Origin of the sequence: Halorubrum yunnanense, from assembly GCF_026586675.1 — an archaeon.
Taxonomy (GTDB): Archaea; Halobacteriota; Halobacteria; order Halobacteriales; family Haloferacaceae; genus Halorubrum; species Halorubrum yunnanense.
In genome coordinates, this window is record NZ_JAODIX010000031.1 from 15,068 (window position 1) to 30,903 (window position 15,836).

A 15,836-nucleotide genomic window follows, 5' to 3' on the forward strand; every position below is an offset into this window, starting at 1 on the left:
CCAACACAACGACGGGGTACGAGGCCCTCACGGGCTCACATACCACTATGACTGACGACGAACTCATCTGGCGGATATCGGGGGGATCCGGCGACGGGATCGCTTCGACGAGCCAGAACTTCGCAAAGGCCTTGATGCGATCGGGGCTCAACGTGTTCACGCATCGCCACTACCCGTCCCGCATCCGCGGCGGTCACACCTACACCGAGGTCCGCGCCTCGGGAGACCCGGTGACCTCCCGCGGGGACGGCTACAACTTCCTGCTGGCGCTCGGCGACTCGTTCGCCCGGAACCCGCAGGAGGAAGCCGTCTACGGGAACGAGGAGATCAAGCCGCTCTCGGAGAACTTAGACGAGCTCCGGGAGGGCGGCGTCATCGTCTACGACGAGGGGCTCTTGGACGCCTCCGAGATCCCGAACTTCGAGGAGCGCGCCGAGGAGAACGACTGGCACGTGTACCCCCTCGACCTCCGCGGACTTGCGCGCGACCAGGGCCGAGAGGTCATGCGCAACACCGCCGGCGTCGGCGCGACCTGCGCGCTGACAGGGATGGACCTCGACCACGTCCAGGACCTCATGCGCGACGCGATGCCGGAGAAGATCCTCGAGCCGAACCTCGAGATCCTCCAGATCGCGTACGACCAGGTGCGCGACGAGCACGACGTCGACGCGCCGGACGTCAACGTCCCGACCGGCGAGCACGACGAGACGCAGCTGCTCATGTCTGGCTCGGACGCCATCTCCTACGGCGCCATCGACGAGGGCTGCCGGTTCATCGCCGGCTACCCGATGACGCCGTGGACCGAGGTGTTCACTATCATGACGAAGAACCTGCCGAAGCTCGGCGGGATCTCCGAGCAGGTCGAAGACGAGATCGCGGCGGCCGCGCTTGCGGTCGGCGCCTCGCACGCCGGCGTGAAAGCCATGTCCGGCTCCTCCGGCGGCGGCTTCGCGCTGATGTCGGAGCCGCTCGGGCTCGCGGAGATGACGGAGACGCCCGTCGTCCTCGTCGAGGCCATGCGCGCCGGCCCGTCGACCGGGATGCCGACGAAGCCGGAGCAGTCCGACCTCGAACACGTCCTCTACACCTCGCAGGGCGACTCCCAGCGCGTCGTCTTAGCGCCCGGGACCGTCGAGGAGGCGTACGAGCAGTCGCGGATCGCCTTCCGACTGGCATACGAGTACCAGATCCCGTCGATCCTCCTGTACGATCAGAAGCTCGGCGGCGAACTGGTGAACGTCCCGAAGAGCCACTTCGACCGCGAGCCGAACCCGACGCTCGGGAAGACCCTGAGCGAGGACGCGCTCGCCGACGAGCCGCATTCGCCCGACGGGAAGTTCCACCGCTTCCAGCACGACGTCGAGGACGGCGTCTCCCCGCGCTCGATCCCCGGCCAGAAGGGCGGTCGCTTCCTCGCGACCGGCAACGAGCACAGCCCGACCGGCCACATCGAGGAGTCGCCGGACAACCGCGTCGCGCAGATCGACCGCCGGACCCAGAAGCTGGAGGCGATCCGCGCCGACCTCGACACGGTCGACACCGGCTCGTACGCCGGTCCCGATGACGCCCAGTACGGTATCCTCACCTTCGGGAGCCAGCAGGGCACCGTCGAGGAGGCCGTCGGCCGGCTCAACGACGCCGGCGTCTCGGTGAAGTCGTACGGCGTCTCCGACATGGCGCCGTTCCCGACCGAGCAGGTCGAGGCGTTCATCGAGAGCGTCGACGAGGTGCTCGTCGTCGAGATGACCGCGTCGGCACAGTTCCGCGGGCTCGTCCAGAAGCACCTCGGCCGCTACGGCGAGAGGCTGTCGAGCCTGCTGAAGTACAACGGGAACCCGTTCGAGCCGGCGGAGATCGTCGACGGGTTCGAGGCCGCGGTCGTCGAGGGCGACGGCGACGCGTCCGGCCATCAGACCACCTTCGTCCCAGCTGCAGGTGATTAACCAATGAGCACGTTTTCAGCCATCGGAGACGAGCGGGAGATCGACCGCGACGAGTACACCCCCGGCGTCGAGCCGCAGCCGACCTGGTGTCCGGGCTGCGGTGACTTCAGCGTCCTGAAGGCGCTGAAGCAGGCGCTTCCGGAGGTCGGGCGCACGCCCGAGGAGACCCTGCTGTGTACCGGGATCGGCTGTTCGGGCAAGCTGAACAGCTACCTCGACACGTACGGCTTCCACACGATCCACGGGCGCTCGCTGCCCGTGGCCCGCGCCGCGAAGCTCGCGAACCCCGACCTCGAGGTCATCGCCGCCGGCGGCGACGGCGACGGCTACGGGATCGGCGGGAACCACTTCATCCACACGGCCCGGGAGAACCACGACATGACGTACATCGTCTTCAACAACGAGATCTTCGGGCTCACGAAGGGACAGACCTCCCCGACCAGCCCGAAGGGCCACAAGTCGAAGACGCAGCCGTCCGGCAGCGCTAAAGAGCCCATCAAGCCGCTCTCGATGTCGCTGAACGCCGGTGCCTCCTACGTCGCCCGCACGGCCGCGGTCAACCCCAATCAGGCGAAGGAGATCATCACCGAGGCGATCGAGCACGACGGCTTCGCGCACGTCGACTTCCTCACGCAGTGCCCGACCTGGAACAAGGACGCGCGCCAGTACGTCCCGTATATCGACGTCAACGAGTCCGACGACTACGACTTCGACAAGACGGACCGCGTCGAGGCCGCGGAGATGATGCGCGAGACCGAGGAGTCGCTCCACGAGGGCGAGGTCCTCACCGGGCGCTACTACGTCGACGAGGACCGCCCTTCGTACGGCGAGGAGAAGCAGGCGATCGGCGAGATGCCCGACGAGCCGCTGGCCGAGCGCTACTGGGACGACGAGTACGAGTGGGAGCGCTCCCACGACATGTTCCTCGAGAAACACGCCTGACACCTCGACAGACGACCCTTAGGCGGCGGTAAGCCGGGATCGACGGCCGATCCCGCCCTGGTTCGTCGTTCGTTCGTCTCGTTTTTCGCTTCGCAAGGTATTTTTTCCGTGCCGACAAAGCGTACGCATGAGCACGGTATCGACGGAAGAACGGATCCTATCGGTGTTAGAGGAGGACGCGCAGGCCTCCTGCGCGGAGATCGCCGACCGAGCCGACGTCTCGAAGCCGACGGTGCGGAAGTACATTGACCGGTTGGAAGAGCGGGGCGTGATCGTGGGCTACTCGGCCGAGATCGACCCGAAGAAGCTCTCGTCGCAGTCGATCGCCATGGTGGGGATGGACGTCGACTCCGGGAAGTACGTGGGCGCGACCCGCGACCTGAAGGAGCTCGACGAAGTGCAGGCGCTGTACACCTCCTCCGGCGACCACATGCTGATGGCCGAGGTGCGCGCCGGCGACGGTGACGAGCTCGGCGACGTCATCTCGGAGCAGCTGCTGGCCATCGACGGCGTCACCGCCGCGCACCCCTCGTTCCTGCAGGAACGCCTGAAGTAAGGGCTCGAAGGCCGGACGGTTCGGTCCCGGTGGAAAGCTTCTATTGGTAGGCGAGTTCGACTAGGCGCCCGGTCACCGCCGCGACGCTTGGCGGCGCGACGCCCGGCGCCCCGACGGCGAGCGCCGACCCTCGCCCGCGCGCTACCGCAGCTCGTCCGCGTCGGCGGCGACGATCGACTCTTCGCCCGCGTGACCGCGCCGAGTGCCGCGCGGGCTGAACCCGTGCGCGGCGAAGAACTCCTGTGCGCCCGGGCTGTCCGCGGGGACGGTCGCCCGGAGCGTGTCGACGTCGCGGTCGGTCACCGACGACGCGACGCGCGAGAGCAGCTCGGCGGCGACGCCCTCGCCCGCGTGGTTCGGATGGACCCACAGCGCGAGCAGTTCGGCCTCCGATCCACCGACGTCGGGGTGGGCGATGGCGACCCCGACGGGTCCGTCGTCGTCCTCCATCAGGAAGGACCACTCCGCCTCCGCGGCGGCCTCGCGGACGCCGGCGGCGGACACGTCGAGAAGGGGGGATCCGATGTCGTCGAAGACGGTCGTCTCGCGGGCCCGCGAGACCGCCGTCCGAAGCGTCTCCGCGTCGTCGGGCCGCGCCGCCCGGACATGCATACATTACTGTACGTAAAGAACTCACCTATAGGTTTCGGGATGAGAATTGTTGACACAGGAGCGGCGGTCCGAACGAAAAGCGCGATCAGTTCCCCGGTCGACCCGTCTGCCGCGCGGCTGATGCGCGTCTGCGGGACCGACGCTCCACGCGACCGGCGCCCAACGCGGTCGTCGCTCCACGCGGTGGCGCCCTACGCGACCGGCTCGATCCCGATCGTGACGGCGACGTCCTCAACGTCCCACTCCTCGACGAGCCCGCCATCGGCGTTAGCGGCGTCGCTCGGGTCGTCAAGCCACTCGTCGGCCCGCACCTCGCCGGCGATGAGGTCGGCGTGCTCGTCGACGAAGCCGGCGATTCGGTCGTCGTCGACGGCGACCCCGACGCGGATCCGAGCCTCGACGTCTAACTCGAGCTCCTTGCGCATCTCCTGGATCCGGCGGATGACGTCGCGGGCGTACCCCTCCGACTCGATCGCGGGGGTGAGCGAGGTGTCCACGTAGACGGTCCCGCCGTCGAAGTCGGCGCCGGAGACGTCCTCGGGCGGTTCGGCGACGTACTCGACCATCGCGTCGTCGAGGTCGACGGGCTCGCCGTCGACGGCCACATCGCCGCCCTCGACCGCCGCGCGGGTCGCGCCCTGCACCGCGTCCATCACCTTCTGGGCGTCGGCGCCGAAGGCGGGCCCGATCTCGGCCATCTGCGGCTCGGCGGTCTCGACGAGCTCGTCGAACGCGTCGGTGACGGTCACCTCGCGGGCGTTGACGCGCTCGCCGATCAGGTCGGCGAGGCGCTCGACCGCGGCGGTCACCTCGTCGTCGTCGCTCTCGACGACCACGCGCGGCACGGGCCACCGGAGCTTGCGGCCGGCCTGCTGGCGGGCGTTCGCCGCGGCCTCCTCGACGTCGCGGAGGACGGCCACGTCGCGCTCCAAGTCCGGGTCGCGCAGGTCGTCGTCGGGCTCGGGGTAGTCGAGCTGGTGGACGGTCGCGGCCTCGCCGTCGAGCGTCTGGTACATGCGCTCGGTCAGGTACGGCGCGATCGGCGCGAGCAGCCGGATCACCTCGTCGAGGACGGTCGCGAGCGTGGCGTAGGCCCCGCGCTTCGAGGCGGAGTCGGCCTCCTCCCACATGCGGTCGCGGACCGCCTTCACGTAGAACCGCGAGACGTCCTGCGTGACGAACTCGATGATCGCGTTGACGGCGTCGCTGACGCGGTAGTCGGCCCACGCCTCGGTCACCTCGGTCTCGACCGACTGGAGCCGGGAGAGCACCCACTCGTCGGCGAGCTCGAGCTCGCCGTCCGAGAGGTCGGCCTCGGCGGGGTCGTAGCCGTCGAGTTCCATGTACTCCAGCGGGAAGCGGAAGACGTTCCAGAGGATGTTGAGCTTCCCCTGGAGCTCGCCGAGCCCGTCCCACTCGAACGCGAGGTCGACCCCCTGCTGGTCGTGGCTGAGGAGGTACGTGCGGAGCGGGTCGCGGCCGGCGCGTTCGATCGCTTCTTCGGGCGTGACGATGTTCCCCACCGACTTCGACATCTTGCGGCCGTCCTCGTCGTTGGCGAACCCGTGCATCAGCACCTCCTTATACGGGACCTCGCCGACGGCGGCGGTCCCCATCCCGAGCTGCGACCAGAACCAGCCCCGGGTCTGGTCGTGTGCCTCGACGATGAAGTCGGCGGGCCACAGCTCGTCGTGGGCGTCCTCGTCGCTCGGGTACCCGAGCGTGCCCCAGCTGGCGACCGAGGAGTCGAGCCACACGTCGAATACGTCCTCGACGCGGCGGTACGTGGTGTCGTCCTCGACGATGGTCAGGTCGTCGACCGCGGGGCGGTGGAGATCGATCGCCTCGGGATCGATGTCCTCCTCGACGCGCTCGGCGAGCTCCTCGCGGGTGCCGACCACGATCATGTCCTCGTCGAGGTTCCCGGCCTCGGCGTCCTCCGGCACCCAGATCGGGATCGGGACCCCCCAGTAGCGCTGGCGGGAGACGTTCCAGTCGGGCGCGTCCTCGATGAAGTCGCGGAACCGGTTGTCGCGGGCCCACTGGGGGTGCCACTCGGACTCCTCCATGTTGTCGAGGAGGTCCGCTTTCACGTCCGTGATCGAGATGAACCACTGGTCGGTGACCAGCTGGATGATCCCGGTGTCGCAGCGCCAGCAGTGCCCGTAGCTGTGGTCGACGGTGCCGTGCGCAAGCATGTGGCCGTCGGCGACCAGATCGTCGACGATCTCGTCGTTGGCGTCGCGCACGAACTGCCCCGCGTACTCGCCCGCGGCCTCGGCGAACTCGCCGTTGGGACCGACGGGGCAGTGGATGTCGAGTCCCAGCTCGGTGCCGCGGTGGAAGTCCTCCTCCCCGTGGCCCGGCGCGGAGTGGACCAGTCCGGTACGGTCGGCCTCCACGTAGTCGGCGGCGTACACCTGTCCGGCGCCCTCGAAGTCTGGGTACTCCGCGACGCGGTCGGCGAGCGGGTGGTCGTACGCCAACCCGACGAGCTCCTCGCCCGTCAGCTCGGTCTCGACCTCGTACGACTCGTAGCGGCCCTCCCCGAGCACGTCCTCGACGCACTCGGCGGCGACGTAGAGCACCTCCTCCTCGCCGTCCCTCTCGGCGCGGACCGCGTTGTACGTGAGCTCCTCGTCGACGGCGACGAAGGTGTTCGCGGGGATCGTCCACGGCGTCGTCGTCCAGATGACGAGGCTCCCCTCGCGGTCCGCGAGCGGGAACTTCACGTAGATGGAGGGGTCCTCGACGTCCTCGTACTCGACCTCGTTGTTGGCGAGCCCGGTCTCGCAGCGCGGGCACTGCGAGATGGAGCGTTTCCCCTGCTCGACGAGCCCGTTGTCGGCGACGTTGGAGAACGCCCACCACGCGGCCTCCATGTACTCGGGGTCGATCGTCTCGTAGGGGTTCTCCCAGTCCATCCAGACGCCGATGGACTTGAAGTCCTCGTCCATCGCCGCGCGGTTGGTGACGGCGAACTCCTTGCATTTCTCGATGAACGGCTCCATCCCGTACTCCTCGATGTCTCGCTTGTTCTCGAAGCCGAGCTCCTCCTCGACTTTCACCTCGATCGGGAGCCCGTGCATGTCGTAGCCCGGGCGGTCGGTGACCCGGTGGCCGGTCATCCGCTTGTGGCGGATGATCGCGTCCTTCAGCGTCTTGTTCCACGCCGTGCCGAGGTGCATCTGGCCGGAGGTGTACGGCGGCCCGTCCACGAAGAAGAAGGGCGGGTCGTCGGCGTGCGCCTCCTTTGCCGACTCGTAGGCGTCCACGTCGTCCCAGTACTCGTCGACCGCCGACTCGACGTCCGCGGGCGCGTACTGGTCGTCGATCTGCTCCATACGCGTTGGTCTGCGCGCGCGTATTTGAATACGGCGGAGTCGGGGTCAACGCCGCGGAAGGTACGACGAAGTCGGGGTCAACGCCGCGGAAGGTACGACGAAGTCGGGGTCAACGCCGCGGGCGAGGCGAGGCGGGGCGGACGCCGCACGAAATCGGGGTCAACGCCGTGGGCAGCCCGAGTAATCGGCTCATACCAATATATCATTCCGACTCCTATCTCCGACTATGAACGTTGCACGCGTGGCTCTCGTGGGCGCGGCTGTACTGGTCGTCGCGATTGTCGCGACCGGCGGCGCGGTCGGTCAGAACGCCGATCCGGTCACGCTCACTGTCTCGGTGGCCGACCAAGACGGCGACGCCGTCAGCGGCGTGGCCGTCGAGGCGACGTGGGAGACCGACTCGGGCGAGACGGGGACCGCGTCGGGCACGACGGCGAGCAACGGCAACGTGCTTCTGGACGTCCCCGAAGGAGCGAGCGTCGATCTGGACGTCGACGACGACACCTACGTCCGGAACCGGCCCTTGGAGATCGCCAGCGCGAGCGGGGGAGACGTCGCGCTCGGGGTCTCTCGCAGCGGCACCGCCACGGTAGCGGTCGTCGACGATCAGAACCGGTCGCAGGCCGGCGCGAGGGTGACGGTCCGCGAGGACGGACGGAGGGTCGACCGCGGCGAGACCGACGGAGACGGCGTCTACGAGACGGCCCGCCTCGAGCGCGGCACGTACGAGTTCACCGTCGTGAAGCCGGGGTACTACGAGAGCGAGCGCGAGGTGTCGGTGTCGCTGAACACGGAGGCGACGGTCGGTATCGAGCGCGGCACCGTCACGCTCGACGTCCAGACCCTCGACGACCACTTCGACCCGCCCGCCGCGATCGAGACGGGGTCGGTCCGGGTGTCCTCGTCGGTGTACGACGCCGAGGTGAGCGTGACCGAGGGGACCGTCTCCCTCGCCGTTCCCGTGAACGCCGCGTACACGGTGGCGGTCGTGAAGGACGGGTACGACGCCTCGCCCGAGCGGGTCAGGGTGCGCGAGTCCTCGGCGAGCGTGAACGCGACCGCCCAGCGGACGCCCACGCTGTCCGTCAGGCCGGCGAACGAGCGGGTGCTCGTCGGGGAGACTACCCGGGTGACGGTGCGGAACGCGTACGACGAGCCGGCGGTCGGCGCGACCGTCGAGGTCGACGGCGAAGCGGTCGGCGAGACCGACGATCGCGGGGAGGTCGGCCTCCCGATATCGTCCGCCGGCGACCGGACGATCGTCGCGCGCGACGGGGACGTCGAGTCCGATCCGGTGACGGTTGAGGGCGTCGAGACCGCGGCGGAGGCCGACGGGAACGGCTCGGACGCCGAAAACGCCTCCGACGACGCCGACGAGGGTTCGGGGAGCACCGACGACGGCGCTCCCGGCTTCGGGGCCGTCGCGGCGGTCCTCGCGGTGCTCGCCGCGGCCGGCGTCGCGGGTCGCCGGCGCGGTCGCTGAGGGGAAACGGCGCGCCTCCCGTCACCACGCTGAGCGCAACACGCCCTCGATCGCCTCCGGCGTCGGGTCGAGGCCCTCGGGAGCGCGGTCCATACACCAGTCGTCGACGACGTACTCGGCGATCGCCGGGAGGTCGGCCTCGTCGGCCGCCGGGATATCCCGGAGCCGCCCCGGAACCGCCAGCGCGTCGCGGACCGCGGCGACGGCGTCCACGACGTCCTCCGCTATCGCGTCGTCGTCGCGGCCGTCGGCGTCGACGCCCAGTCCAGCGGCGAGCGCCCGGCGGCTCGCGTCGACCTCGTCGAAGAGGTACGCGAGGACGTGCGGCGCGACGATCGCGTGGACGTCGCCCTGCTGGACGTCGTAGCGTCGCGCGAACCCGTGGCCGAACGCGTGGATCACCGAGATCCGGCGGTCGAACTGGACGAGCAGCGCGCCGACCACGGCCCGGTCCATCGCGGTCTCGCTCGCCGGCCGGTCTCCGGCCACTCGGGGGAGTGCGTCGGTGAGGAGCCGCAGCCCGTGGACCGCGCTCGCGTCGCTCACGGGTGTCGCGTCGCTCGCGTACGGCGTCTCGATCCCCTTGTCGAAGCCGTTCATCGCCGACCCCGCGAGCGCCGACTCCGGAGTCGTCTCGAACAGCGCCGGGTCGGCGAGGTCGACGACCGGCATCGGTCCGTCCCCGCTGACGGTCAGCGGCTGACCGGTGGGCGACTCGTCGGCGGAAAGCACCTCCAGCGAGCCGCCCGTGGAGAGGTCCGCGCCTGCGAACGTCGTCGGGACCACGGCGACCGGGAGCGAGGGGTCGACCCCGGGCGCGAGCGACCCGAGCGCGTCGGGGCCGTCCGCCGCGTCGGCGCGGAGCCCGTTGAGGTCCCGGCTGTCGACGTCGAGCATCGCCGCCTGCCGGGCGACGTCGAGGCTGCTGCCACCGCCGACCGCGACGAGGGCCTCCGCGCCGACCTCGGCGCGCTTATCCAGGAGGTCGTACGCCGTCTCGACGCGCTTGCCGGGAGTCGTCCCGTCGAAGACGCCGGCGAACCGGTCGCCGAGCCCCTCCCGGACGGGGTCCATCAGGTCGTCGTTGGCGCCGACGTTGGAGCCGCAGACGACGAGCGCGTCGCCGAGCCCCCTCTCGCCGAGGACCGCGCTCAGCTCGCTCGCGCGACCCCGTCCGTACAGGATCTCACAGCCCCGGTAGTCGTGCTCGAAGGTGTCCGCGATCGGTAGCATCGCGGTCGCCTACGCCCGGCTGCCGCTTGTAGCTGTGGGAGTCGGCGGTCCGCCGGGCGATCGACGGTGCCGGTCGGAGCCGCCTCCACAAGAGCCAACCCGCTGCGGGTCGGAGCCTCAGGTCCGGTCGATCGACCGACACACCATGCACCGGTTCCCCCCGCTCCCCGACCTCGACGCCCCGGAGACGCCCGACGACCTCCTTCAGGGCCACCTCTGGCTCCTCGAACTGATCGACGGGACGGGCCTACGCTTCTCGATGGACGAGTCCGGACTCCTCCGGTTCGGCGGTCCAGAAGCGACGTACGCCGACCTCGACGCGGTCCCGATCGCGCTCCGGCCCGCGGTCAGAGGCGTCCGCGAGCGGTTCGACCGAGAGGCGCTCCGGAGCGCCGTCGACGAGCCCGCCGGCGTGACGTTCCTCGGCGTCGCGACCCGCCGCCGCGGGACGGACTACGACTGGGACCGGATCCCGCCGTTTCTCGGCACCGACGTGTGGGTGGGAGCGGCCGACGAGGCGACCGCGCGCGAGGGAGCGGGCGCGAGAGCGGGAGAGGGGACCTTCCGACCGCCCGACGCCGCCGCGGCGATCTTCGACGGGATCGGACTGGAGCCGGTCAACGCGGTGGCGCGCGAGGTGAACGCCCGCGACTTCGACCCCGACGACTACGCGGTCCCGGCGTCGGCGTGGCGCGACGGCCCGGCCGCGGGCGTCGTCGTCCGGAACAAGCGCGGCGGACGCGGGATGATTCGGAGAGCGGGCGACGACGCGGACCCCCTCGTCGGGGACGAGCGCGCGGCCGACGGACGAGACGGCTGTCCTGCGGACCTCGAGGAGCTCGCCGCGACCCACGCCGTCTCGAAGCGGTTCGAGCCGATCGTCGCGGCCCTCGAGCGGCGCGGCGAGCCGGCGACGGTCGACGGCCTCGCGGACCGGACCCTCGAGGCGGTCGCTAGGGAGACAGCCCTGCAGTTCGGGGAGGGAGAGACTGGCCCCCACGAGGTCGACATTGCCCGGTTCCGCGCGTCGGTCGTCGATCGTGCACGGGCGTTTCTCGACGAGCGCCGCGGCGGGTCGGGCGGCGCGGCGTCGCTCGGGCGTACGGACGAGGAGTGACTCGGTCCTCTGCCGGTCGCGCCCCTCACGCCCGCGTGCGCGTGCGCCGGGTTTATAACCCGCCGAGAACTAGTTAAGTCAAGTTCTATGTCAGAGCAGAGTGAATACGGAGCCGGCCAGATCCAGGTCCTCGAGGGACTACAGGCCGTCCGTAAGCGTCCGGCGATGTATATCGGGTCCACGGACGGTCGAGGGTTACACCATCTCGTCTACGAGGTCGTCGACAACTCCATCGACGAGGCCCTCGCGGGCCACTGCGACGAGATCACCGTGACGATTCACGGAGACGGCTCCGTCAGCGTCAGCGACGACGGGCGCGGGATCCCGGTCGACACCCACGAGAAGTACGACCGGCCGGCGCTCGAAGTGATCATGACCGTCCTCCACGCCGGGGGGAAGTTCGACTCCAAGTCCTACCAGGTCTCCGGCGGCCTCCACGGCGTCGGCGTCAGCGTCGTCAACGCCCTCTCTGAGCGCCTGGAGGTCGAGGTGAAACGCGACGGCGGCGTCTACCGTCACGAGTTCGCCCGCGGCGAGCCCGTCGAGGACGGGTTCGAGCGCGTCCGCGACATCGACGAGGGCGAGGACACCGGGACGTACATCCGCTTCTGGCCCGACGGCGAGATCTTCGAGACGAACGCGTTCGAGTTCTCGACGCTCGCCAACCGCCTGCGCGAGTTGGCCTTCCTCAACTCCGGCGTCGGCGTCACGCTCGCCGACGAGCGCGATGCGGACACCGACGCCGACGACGCGGGCGACGAGGAGACGTTCCGCTACGACGGCGGCATCCGCGAGTTCGTCGGCTACCTCAACGAGACCCGGACGCCGATTCACGAGGACGTCATCTACTTCGAGGACGAGGACGAGGACATCCACGTCGAGGTCGCAATGCAGGCGACAGAGGAGCTGCAAGGCTCCGTCCACGCGTTCGCGAACAACATCAACACCCGCGAGGGCGGTACCCACCTCACCGGGTTCAAGACCGCCCTCACGCGGACCGTCAACGACTACGCCAACGAGCACGGGCTCGTCGACGACCTCGACGCGAACCTCAAAGGCGAGGACGTGCGCGAGGGGCTCACGGCCGTCATCTCGGTGAAACACCCCGACCCGCAGTTCGAGGGGCAGACGAAGACGAAGCTCGGCAACAGCGAGGTCCGCGGCATCGTCGAGTCCGCGACCCACGAGAAGCTCGGGACCTTCTTCGAGGAGAACCCCGACACTGCCCGCAAAGTCGTCCACAAGGCCGCGGAGGCCGCGCGAGCGCGCAAGGCCGCGAAGAAAGCCGAAGAGCTCACCCGCCGGAAATCGGCGCTGGAGTCGACGGCGCTGCCCGGCAAGCTTGCCGACTGTCAGACGCGCGACCCGACCGAGGCGGAGCTGTTCGTCGTCGAGGGCGACTCCGCGGGCGGCTCGGCCAAGCAGGGCCGCAACCGCGAGAATCAGGCGATCCTCCCGCTGAAAGGGAAGATCCTCAACGTCGAGAAACACCGGCTCGACCGCATCTTAGAGAACGACGAGATCCGTGCGCTGATCACGGCGATCGGCGCGGGGATCGGCGAGGAGTTCGACATCGACGACGTCCGGTACAACCGGATCATCCTGATGACGGACGCCGACGTCGACGGCGCGCACATCCGGACGCTGTTGTTGACGCTCCTCTACCGGCACATGAAGCCTCTCTTAGAGGCAGGTTACGTCTACGCGGCCCAGCCGCCCCTCTACCGCGTCCGCTACCGCGGCGAGACGTACGACGCGATGACCGAGGCCGAGCGCGACCGCCTCGTCGAGGAGAAATGCGACGGCAACCCGGACCAGGTCCAGCGGTTCAAGGGCCTCGGCGAGATGAACCCCGAGCAGCTGTGGGACACGACGATGGACCCGGAAAATCGCATCCTCAAACGGATCAACATCGACGACGCCGCCGCGGCGGACCGCATGTTCAACGTGCTGATGGGCGACGCGGTCGAGCCGCGCAAGCAGTTCATCAAAGAGCACGCGACCGAGGCCGAGTGGGTGGACATATGAGCTCCGACGTACCAGACGCCGACCCGAACGACATCCGCGCCGCACAGGTGACGAACGCCCGCATCGAGGACGAGATGGAGCAGTCGTACATCGACTACGCGATGTCGGTCATCGCGGGGCGCGCGCTCCCCGACGTCCGCGACGGGCTCAAGCCCGTCCACCGGCGCATCCTCTACGCGATGCACGAGGCGGGCGTCACGAGCAACTCCTCGCACCGGAAGTCGTCCTCCATCGTCGGCGAGACGATGGGCGACTACCACCCGCACGGCGACAGCGCCATCTACGACACGCTCGCGCGGATGGCCCAGGACTTCTCGATGCGGTATCCCCTCGTCGACGGGCAGGGGAACTTCGGCTCCGTCGACGGCGACCCGCCGGCGGCGATGCGGTACACGGAGGCTCGGATGGCCCCCATCGCCGAGGAGCTGCTGGCCGACATCGACCGCGACACCGTCGACTTCTCCGCCAACTACGACGACCGCTTGGAGGAGCCCGAGGTGTTGCCCTCGGCGGTGCCGCACCTGCTCGTCAACGGCTCCTCCGGGATCGCGGTGGGGATGTCGACGAACATCCCGCCGCACAACCTCGGCGAAGTCGTCGACGCCACGGTCGAGCTGATCCAGAACCCGGACGCGACCGTCGAGGACCTGATGGAGCACGTCGAGGGCCCGGACTTCCCGACTGGCGCGAACATCGTCGGCCGGAACGCGGTCCACGAGGCGTACAAGACGGGTCGCGGTCGCCTCCGCGTCCGCGCCGAGTTCGAGGTTGACGAGGAGGAGGGCCGGATCGTCATCTCGGAGCTCCCCTTCCAGCAGAACAAGTCCCGGCTCGTCGAGTGCATCGCCGAGGACGTCAACGAGGGCGCGATCGAGGGAATCCGCGACCTCCGCGACGAGTCCGACCGCGACGGGATGCGCATCGTCATCGAGCTCAAGCGCGACGCGATGGCAGAGGTCGTCAAGAACCAGCTGTTGGAGAGCCACCTCGAGCGCACCTTCGGCGTCATCAACCTCGCGCTGGTCGACGGCTCGCCGCAGGTGTTGGATTTAAAAGAGACGCTCCGTCACTACGTCGAGCACCGCCGCGAGGTCGTGCGTCGGCGCTCCGAGCACGAGCTCGGGGAGCGCGAGGACCGCGCGCACATCCTCGAGGGGCGCCTGAAGGCGCTCGAACGGGTCGACGACGTGGTCGAGACGATCCAGGACTCCGACGACCGCGACGCCGCGAAGGCCGCGCTGGAGGCCCAGTACGAGTTCAGCGAGGCGCAGGCGGCCCACATCGTTCGGATGCAGCTCGGGTCGCTCACCTCGATGGAGACCCAGGAGATCGAGTCGGAGTACGAGGACGTCACCGCCCGGATTGAACGGCTGGAGACGATCCTCGCGGACCCCGACGAGCTCGACGCCGTGATCGTCGACGAGCTGCACGAGATGAAAGCCGAGTACGGTGACGAGCGCCGCACGAGCTTCATCGAGGACGTCGGTAACGTCACCCACGAGGACCTGATCCCGGAAGAGGAGTGCGTCGTCGTGATGAGCGAGGACGACTACATCAAGCGGATGCCGCTCGACACCTTCCGGGCGCAGAACCGCGGCGGCAAGGGAATCATCGGGACCGGGCTCAAGGAGGGCGACCGGGTCTCCTCCGTCTTCGCCGCCAACTCCCACGACTACCTGCTCGTCTTCACCAACCGCGGGCAGATCTACGAGCTGAAGACGTACGAGATCCCGGAGATGTCCCGGACGGCCCGGGGGAAGTCCGCGGTCAACCTCCTGGATCTCGACGCCGGCGAGGAGATCGAGGCGGTCGTCAACACGGAGGACTTGGACGACGACGAGTTCCTCACGATGGTCACCGCCGACGGCTACATCAAGCGGACCGCGGTCGACGAGTTCGCTAACATCATGTCGACGGGGATCCGCGCGATCCGGCTGGAGGACGGCGACGAACTCGTCGACGTCGAGGTGACCGACGGCGACGCGGACATCGTCATCGGGAGCCGGAACGGGATGGCGATCCGGTTCGACGAGTCGGAGGCACGCGCGATGGGCCGGACCGCCCGCGGCGTGATCGGGATCGACCTCCGCGAGGGCGACGCGGTCGCCGGTGTGGCCGCCATCGACGAGGACTACCACAACTGGGTGCTCACCGTCACGGAGAACGGCTACGGGAAGCGCTCCGACCTCGACGAGTACCGGCCGCAGTCCCGCAACGGGAAGGGCCTCGTCGACATCAAGACCGGCGACCGGAACGGCGAGGTCGTCGCCATCGAGGCGGTCACCCGCGGCGACCACCTGGTCGCGATGAGCGGCGAGGGCCAGATCATGCGGACCCGCGTCGAGGAGATCTCGACCGTGAGCCGCAACACGAAGGGCGTCATCGTGATGAACCTGGAGCCGGACGACGCGGTCGCCTCGGTCGACATCGTTCCCGAGGCGACGCACGCCGCCGAGGAGGCCGGCGACGACGCCGGGATGGACGGAGCCCCGGAGGACGACGCCCCCGGCGTCGACGAGGTCATCGACGCCGAGTAGCGTCCCCGCCGTAGCAGCGAGCGTCCCGGCCCGGGGTGACG

The 15,836-nt window shown here is 69.2% G+C and carries 10 protein-coding genes; 7 read left to right on the top strand and 3 right to left on the bottom strand.

The window, feature by feature from the left end:
• Window positions 1-47: 47 nt before the first annotated feature.
• The 3 genes from N5096_RS08395 (at window position 48) to lrpA1 (ending at window position 3,441) form a co-directional block, all read left to right on the top strand.
• Window positions 48-1,943, top strand: a complete 1,896-nt coding sequence (locus tag N5096_RS08395) for a 2-oxoacid:acceptor oxidoreductase subunit alpha (RefSeq protein WP_267663931.1) — start codon at window positions 48-50, stop codon at window positions 1,941-1,943.
• A 3-nt stretch (window positions 1,944-1,946) separates the two neighbouring features.
• Window positions 1,947-2,885: a thiamine pyrophosphate-dependent enzyme gene (locus tag N5096_RS08400; RefSeq protein WP_267663932.1), complete on the top strand. Its 939-nt coding sequence runs from the start codon at window positions 1,947-1,949 to the stop codon at window positions 2,883-2,885.
• 127 nt (window positions 2,886-3,012) lie between these two features.
• A complete protein-coding gene (gene lrpA1 / locus N5096_RS08405) occupies window positions 3,013-3,441 on the top strand; it encodes an HTH-type transcriptional regulator LrpA1 (protein WP_267663933.1) in 429 nt (142 codons plus the stop codon).
• 141 nt (window positions 3,442-3,582) lie between these two features.
• Here the strand turns inward: lrpA1 and N5096_RS08410 are convergent, their stop codons facing one another.
• Complete coding sequence (locus tag N5096_RS08410) at window positions 3,583-4,053, bottom strand: GNAT family N-acetyltransferase (RefSeq protein WP_267663934.1); 471 nt, start codon at window positions 4,051-4,053, stop codon at window positions 3,583-3,585.
• A gap of 191 nt (window positions 4,054-4,244) precedes the next feature.
• Window positions 4,245-7,397, bottom strand: a complete 3,153-nt coding sequence (gene ileS, locus N5096_RS08415) for an isoleucine--tRNA ligase (RefSeq protein ID WP_267663935.1) — start codon at window positions 7,395-7,397, stop codon at window positions 4,245-4,247.
• Between the two features lie 226 nt (window positions 7,398-7,623).
• Here ileS and N5096_RS08420 point away from each other — a divergent pair, with 226 nt between their 5' ends.
• Window positions 7,624-8,880 (top strand): carboxypeptidase regulatory-like domain-containing protein, encoded by a 1,257-nt coding sequence (locus N5096_RS08420; protein WP_267663937.1) that lies wholly within the window; start codon window positions 7,624-7,626, stop codon window positions 8,878-8,880.
• A gap of 21 nt (window positions 8,881-8,901) precedes the next feature.
• On the opposite strand, the gene N5096_RS08425 is transcribed toward N5096_RS08420, so the two are convergent.
• The gene (locus N5096_RS08425; protein WP_267663938.1) at window positions 8,902-10,113 is read right to left on the bottom strand and encodes an iron-containing alcohol dehydrogenase family protein; all 1,212 of its coding nucleotides are present in this window, start codon (window positions 10,111-10,113) and stop codon (window positions 8,902-8,904) included.
• A 145-nt stretch (window positions 10,114-10,258) separates the two neighbouring features.
• Between N5096_RS08425 and N5096_RS08430 the strand changes: the two genes are divergently transcribed.
• The 3 genes from N5096_RS08430 (at window position 10,259) to gyrA (ending at window position 15,795) form a co-directional block, all read left to right on the top strand.
• Window positions 10,259-11,230, top strand: a complete 972-nt coding sequence (locus N5096_RS08430; RefSeq protein WP_267663940.1) for a hypothetical protein — start codon at window positions 10,259-10,261, stop codon at window positions 11,228-11,230.
• An 87-nt stretch (window positions 11,231-11,317) separates the two neighbouring features.
• Window positions 11,318-13,258 carry a DNA topoisomerase (ATP-hydrolyzing) subunit B gene (gyrB, locus tag N5096_RS08435; RefSeq protein ID WP_267663942.1) on the top strand — a complete coding sequence of 647 codons (1,941 nt, stop codon included), beginning with the start codon at window positions 11,318-11,320 and terminating at the stop codon, window positions 13,256-13,258.
• On the top strand, window positions 13,255-15,795 hold the full coding sequence (gyrA, locus tag N5096_RS08440; RefSeq protein WP_267663943.1) for a DNA gyrase subunit A: 2,541 nt from the start codon (window positions 13,255-13,257) through the stop codon (window positions 15,793-15,795). The genes gyrB and gyrA overlap by 4 nt, the downstream gene beginning before the upstream one ends.
• Window positions 15,796-15,836: the final 41 nt, after the last annotated feature.

What these genes read in the sequence shown, in the direction of transcription:
- N5096_RS08395 (WP_267663931.1), top strand. Translation starts at nt 48, where the DNA reads ATGACTGACGACGAACTCATCTGGCGGATATCGGGGGGATCCGGCGAC.
- N5096_RS08400 (WP_267663932.1), top strand. Translation starts at nt 1,947, where the DNA reads ATGAGCACGTTTTCAGCCATCGGAGACGAGCGGGAGATCGACCGCGAC.
- lrpA1 (WP_267663933.1), top strand. Translation starts at nt 3,013, where the DNA reads ATGAGCACGGTATCGACGGAAGAACGGATCCTATCGGTGTTAGAGGAG.
- N5096_RS08410 (WP_267663934.1), bottom strand. Translation starts at nt 4,053, where the DNA reads ATGCATGTCCGGGCGGCGCGGCCCGACGACGCGGAGACGCTTCGGACG.
- ileS (WP_267663935.1), bottom strand. Translation starts at nt 7,397, where the DNA reads ATGGAGCAGATCGACGACCAGTACGCGCCCGCGGACGTCGAGTCGGCG.
- N5096_RS08420 (WP_267663937.1), top strand. Translation starts at nt 7,624, where the DNA reads ATGAACGTTGCACGCGTGGCTCTCGTGGGCGCGGCTGTACTGGTCGTC.
- N5096_RS08425 (WP_267663938.1), bottom strand. Translation starts at nt 10,113, where the DNA reads ATGCTACCGATCGCGGACACCTTCGAGCACGACTACCGGGGCTGTGAG.
- N5096_RS08430 (WP_267663940.1), top strand. Translation starts at nt 10,259, where the DNA reads ATGCACCGGTTCCCCCCGCTCCCCGACCTCGACGCCCCGGAGACGCCC.
- gyrB (WP_267663942.1), top strand. Translation starts at nt 11,318, where the DNA reads ATGTCAGAGCAGAGTGAATACGGAGCCGGCCAGATCCAGGTCCTCGAG.
- gyrA (WP_267663943.1), top strand. Translation starts at nt 13,255, where the DNA reads ATGAGCTCCGACGTACCAGACGCCGACCCGAACGACATCCGCGCCGCA.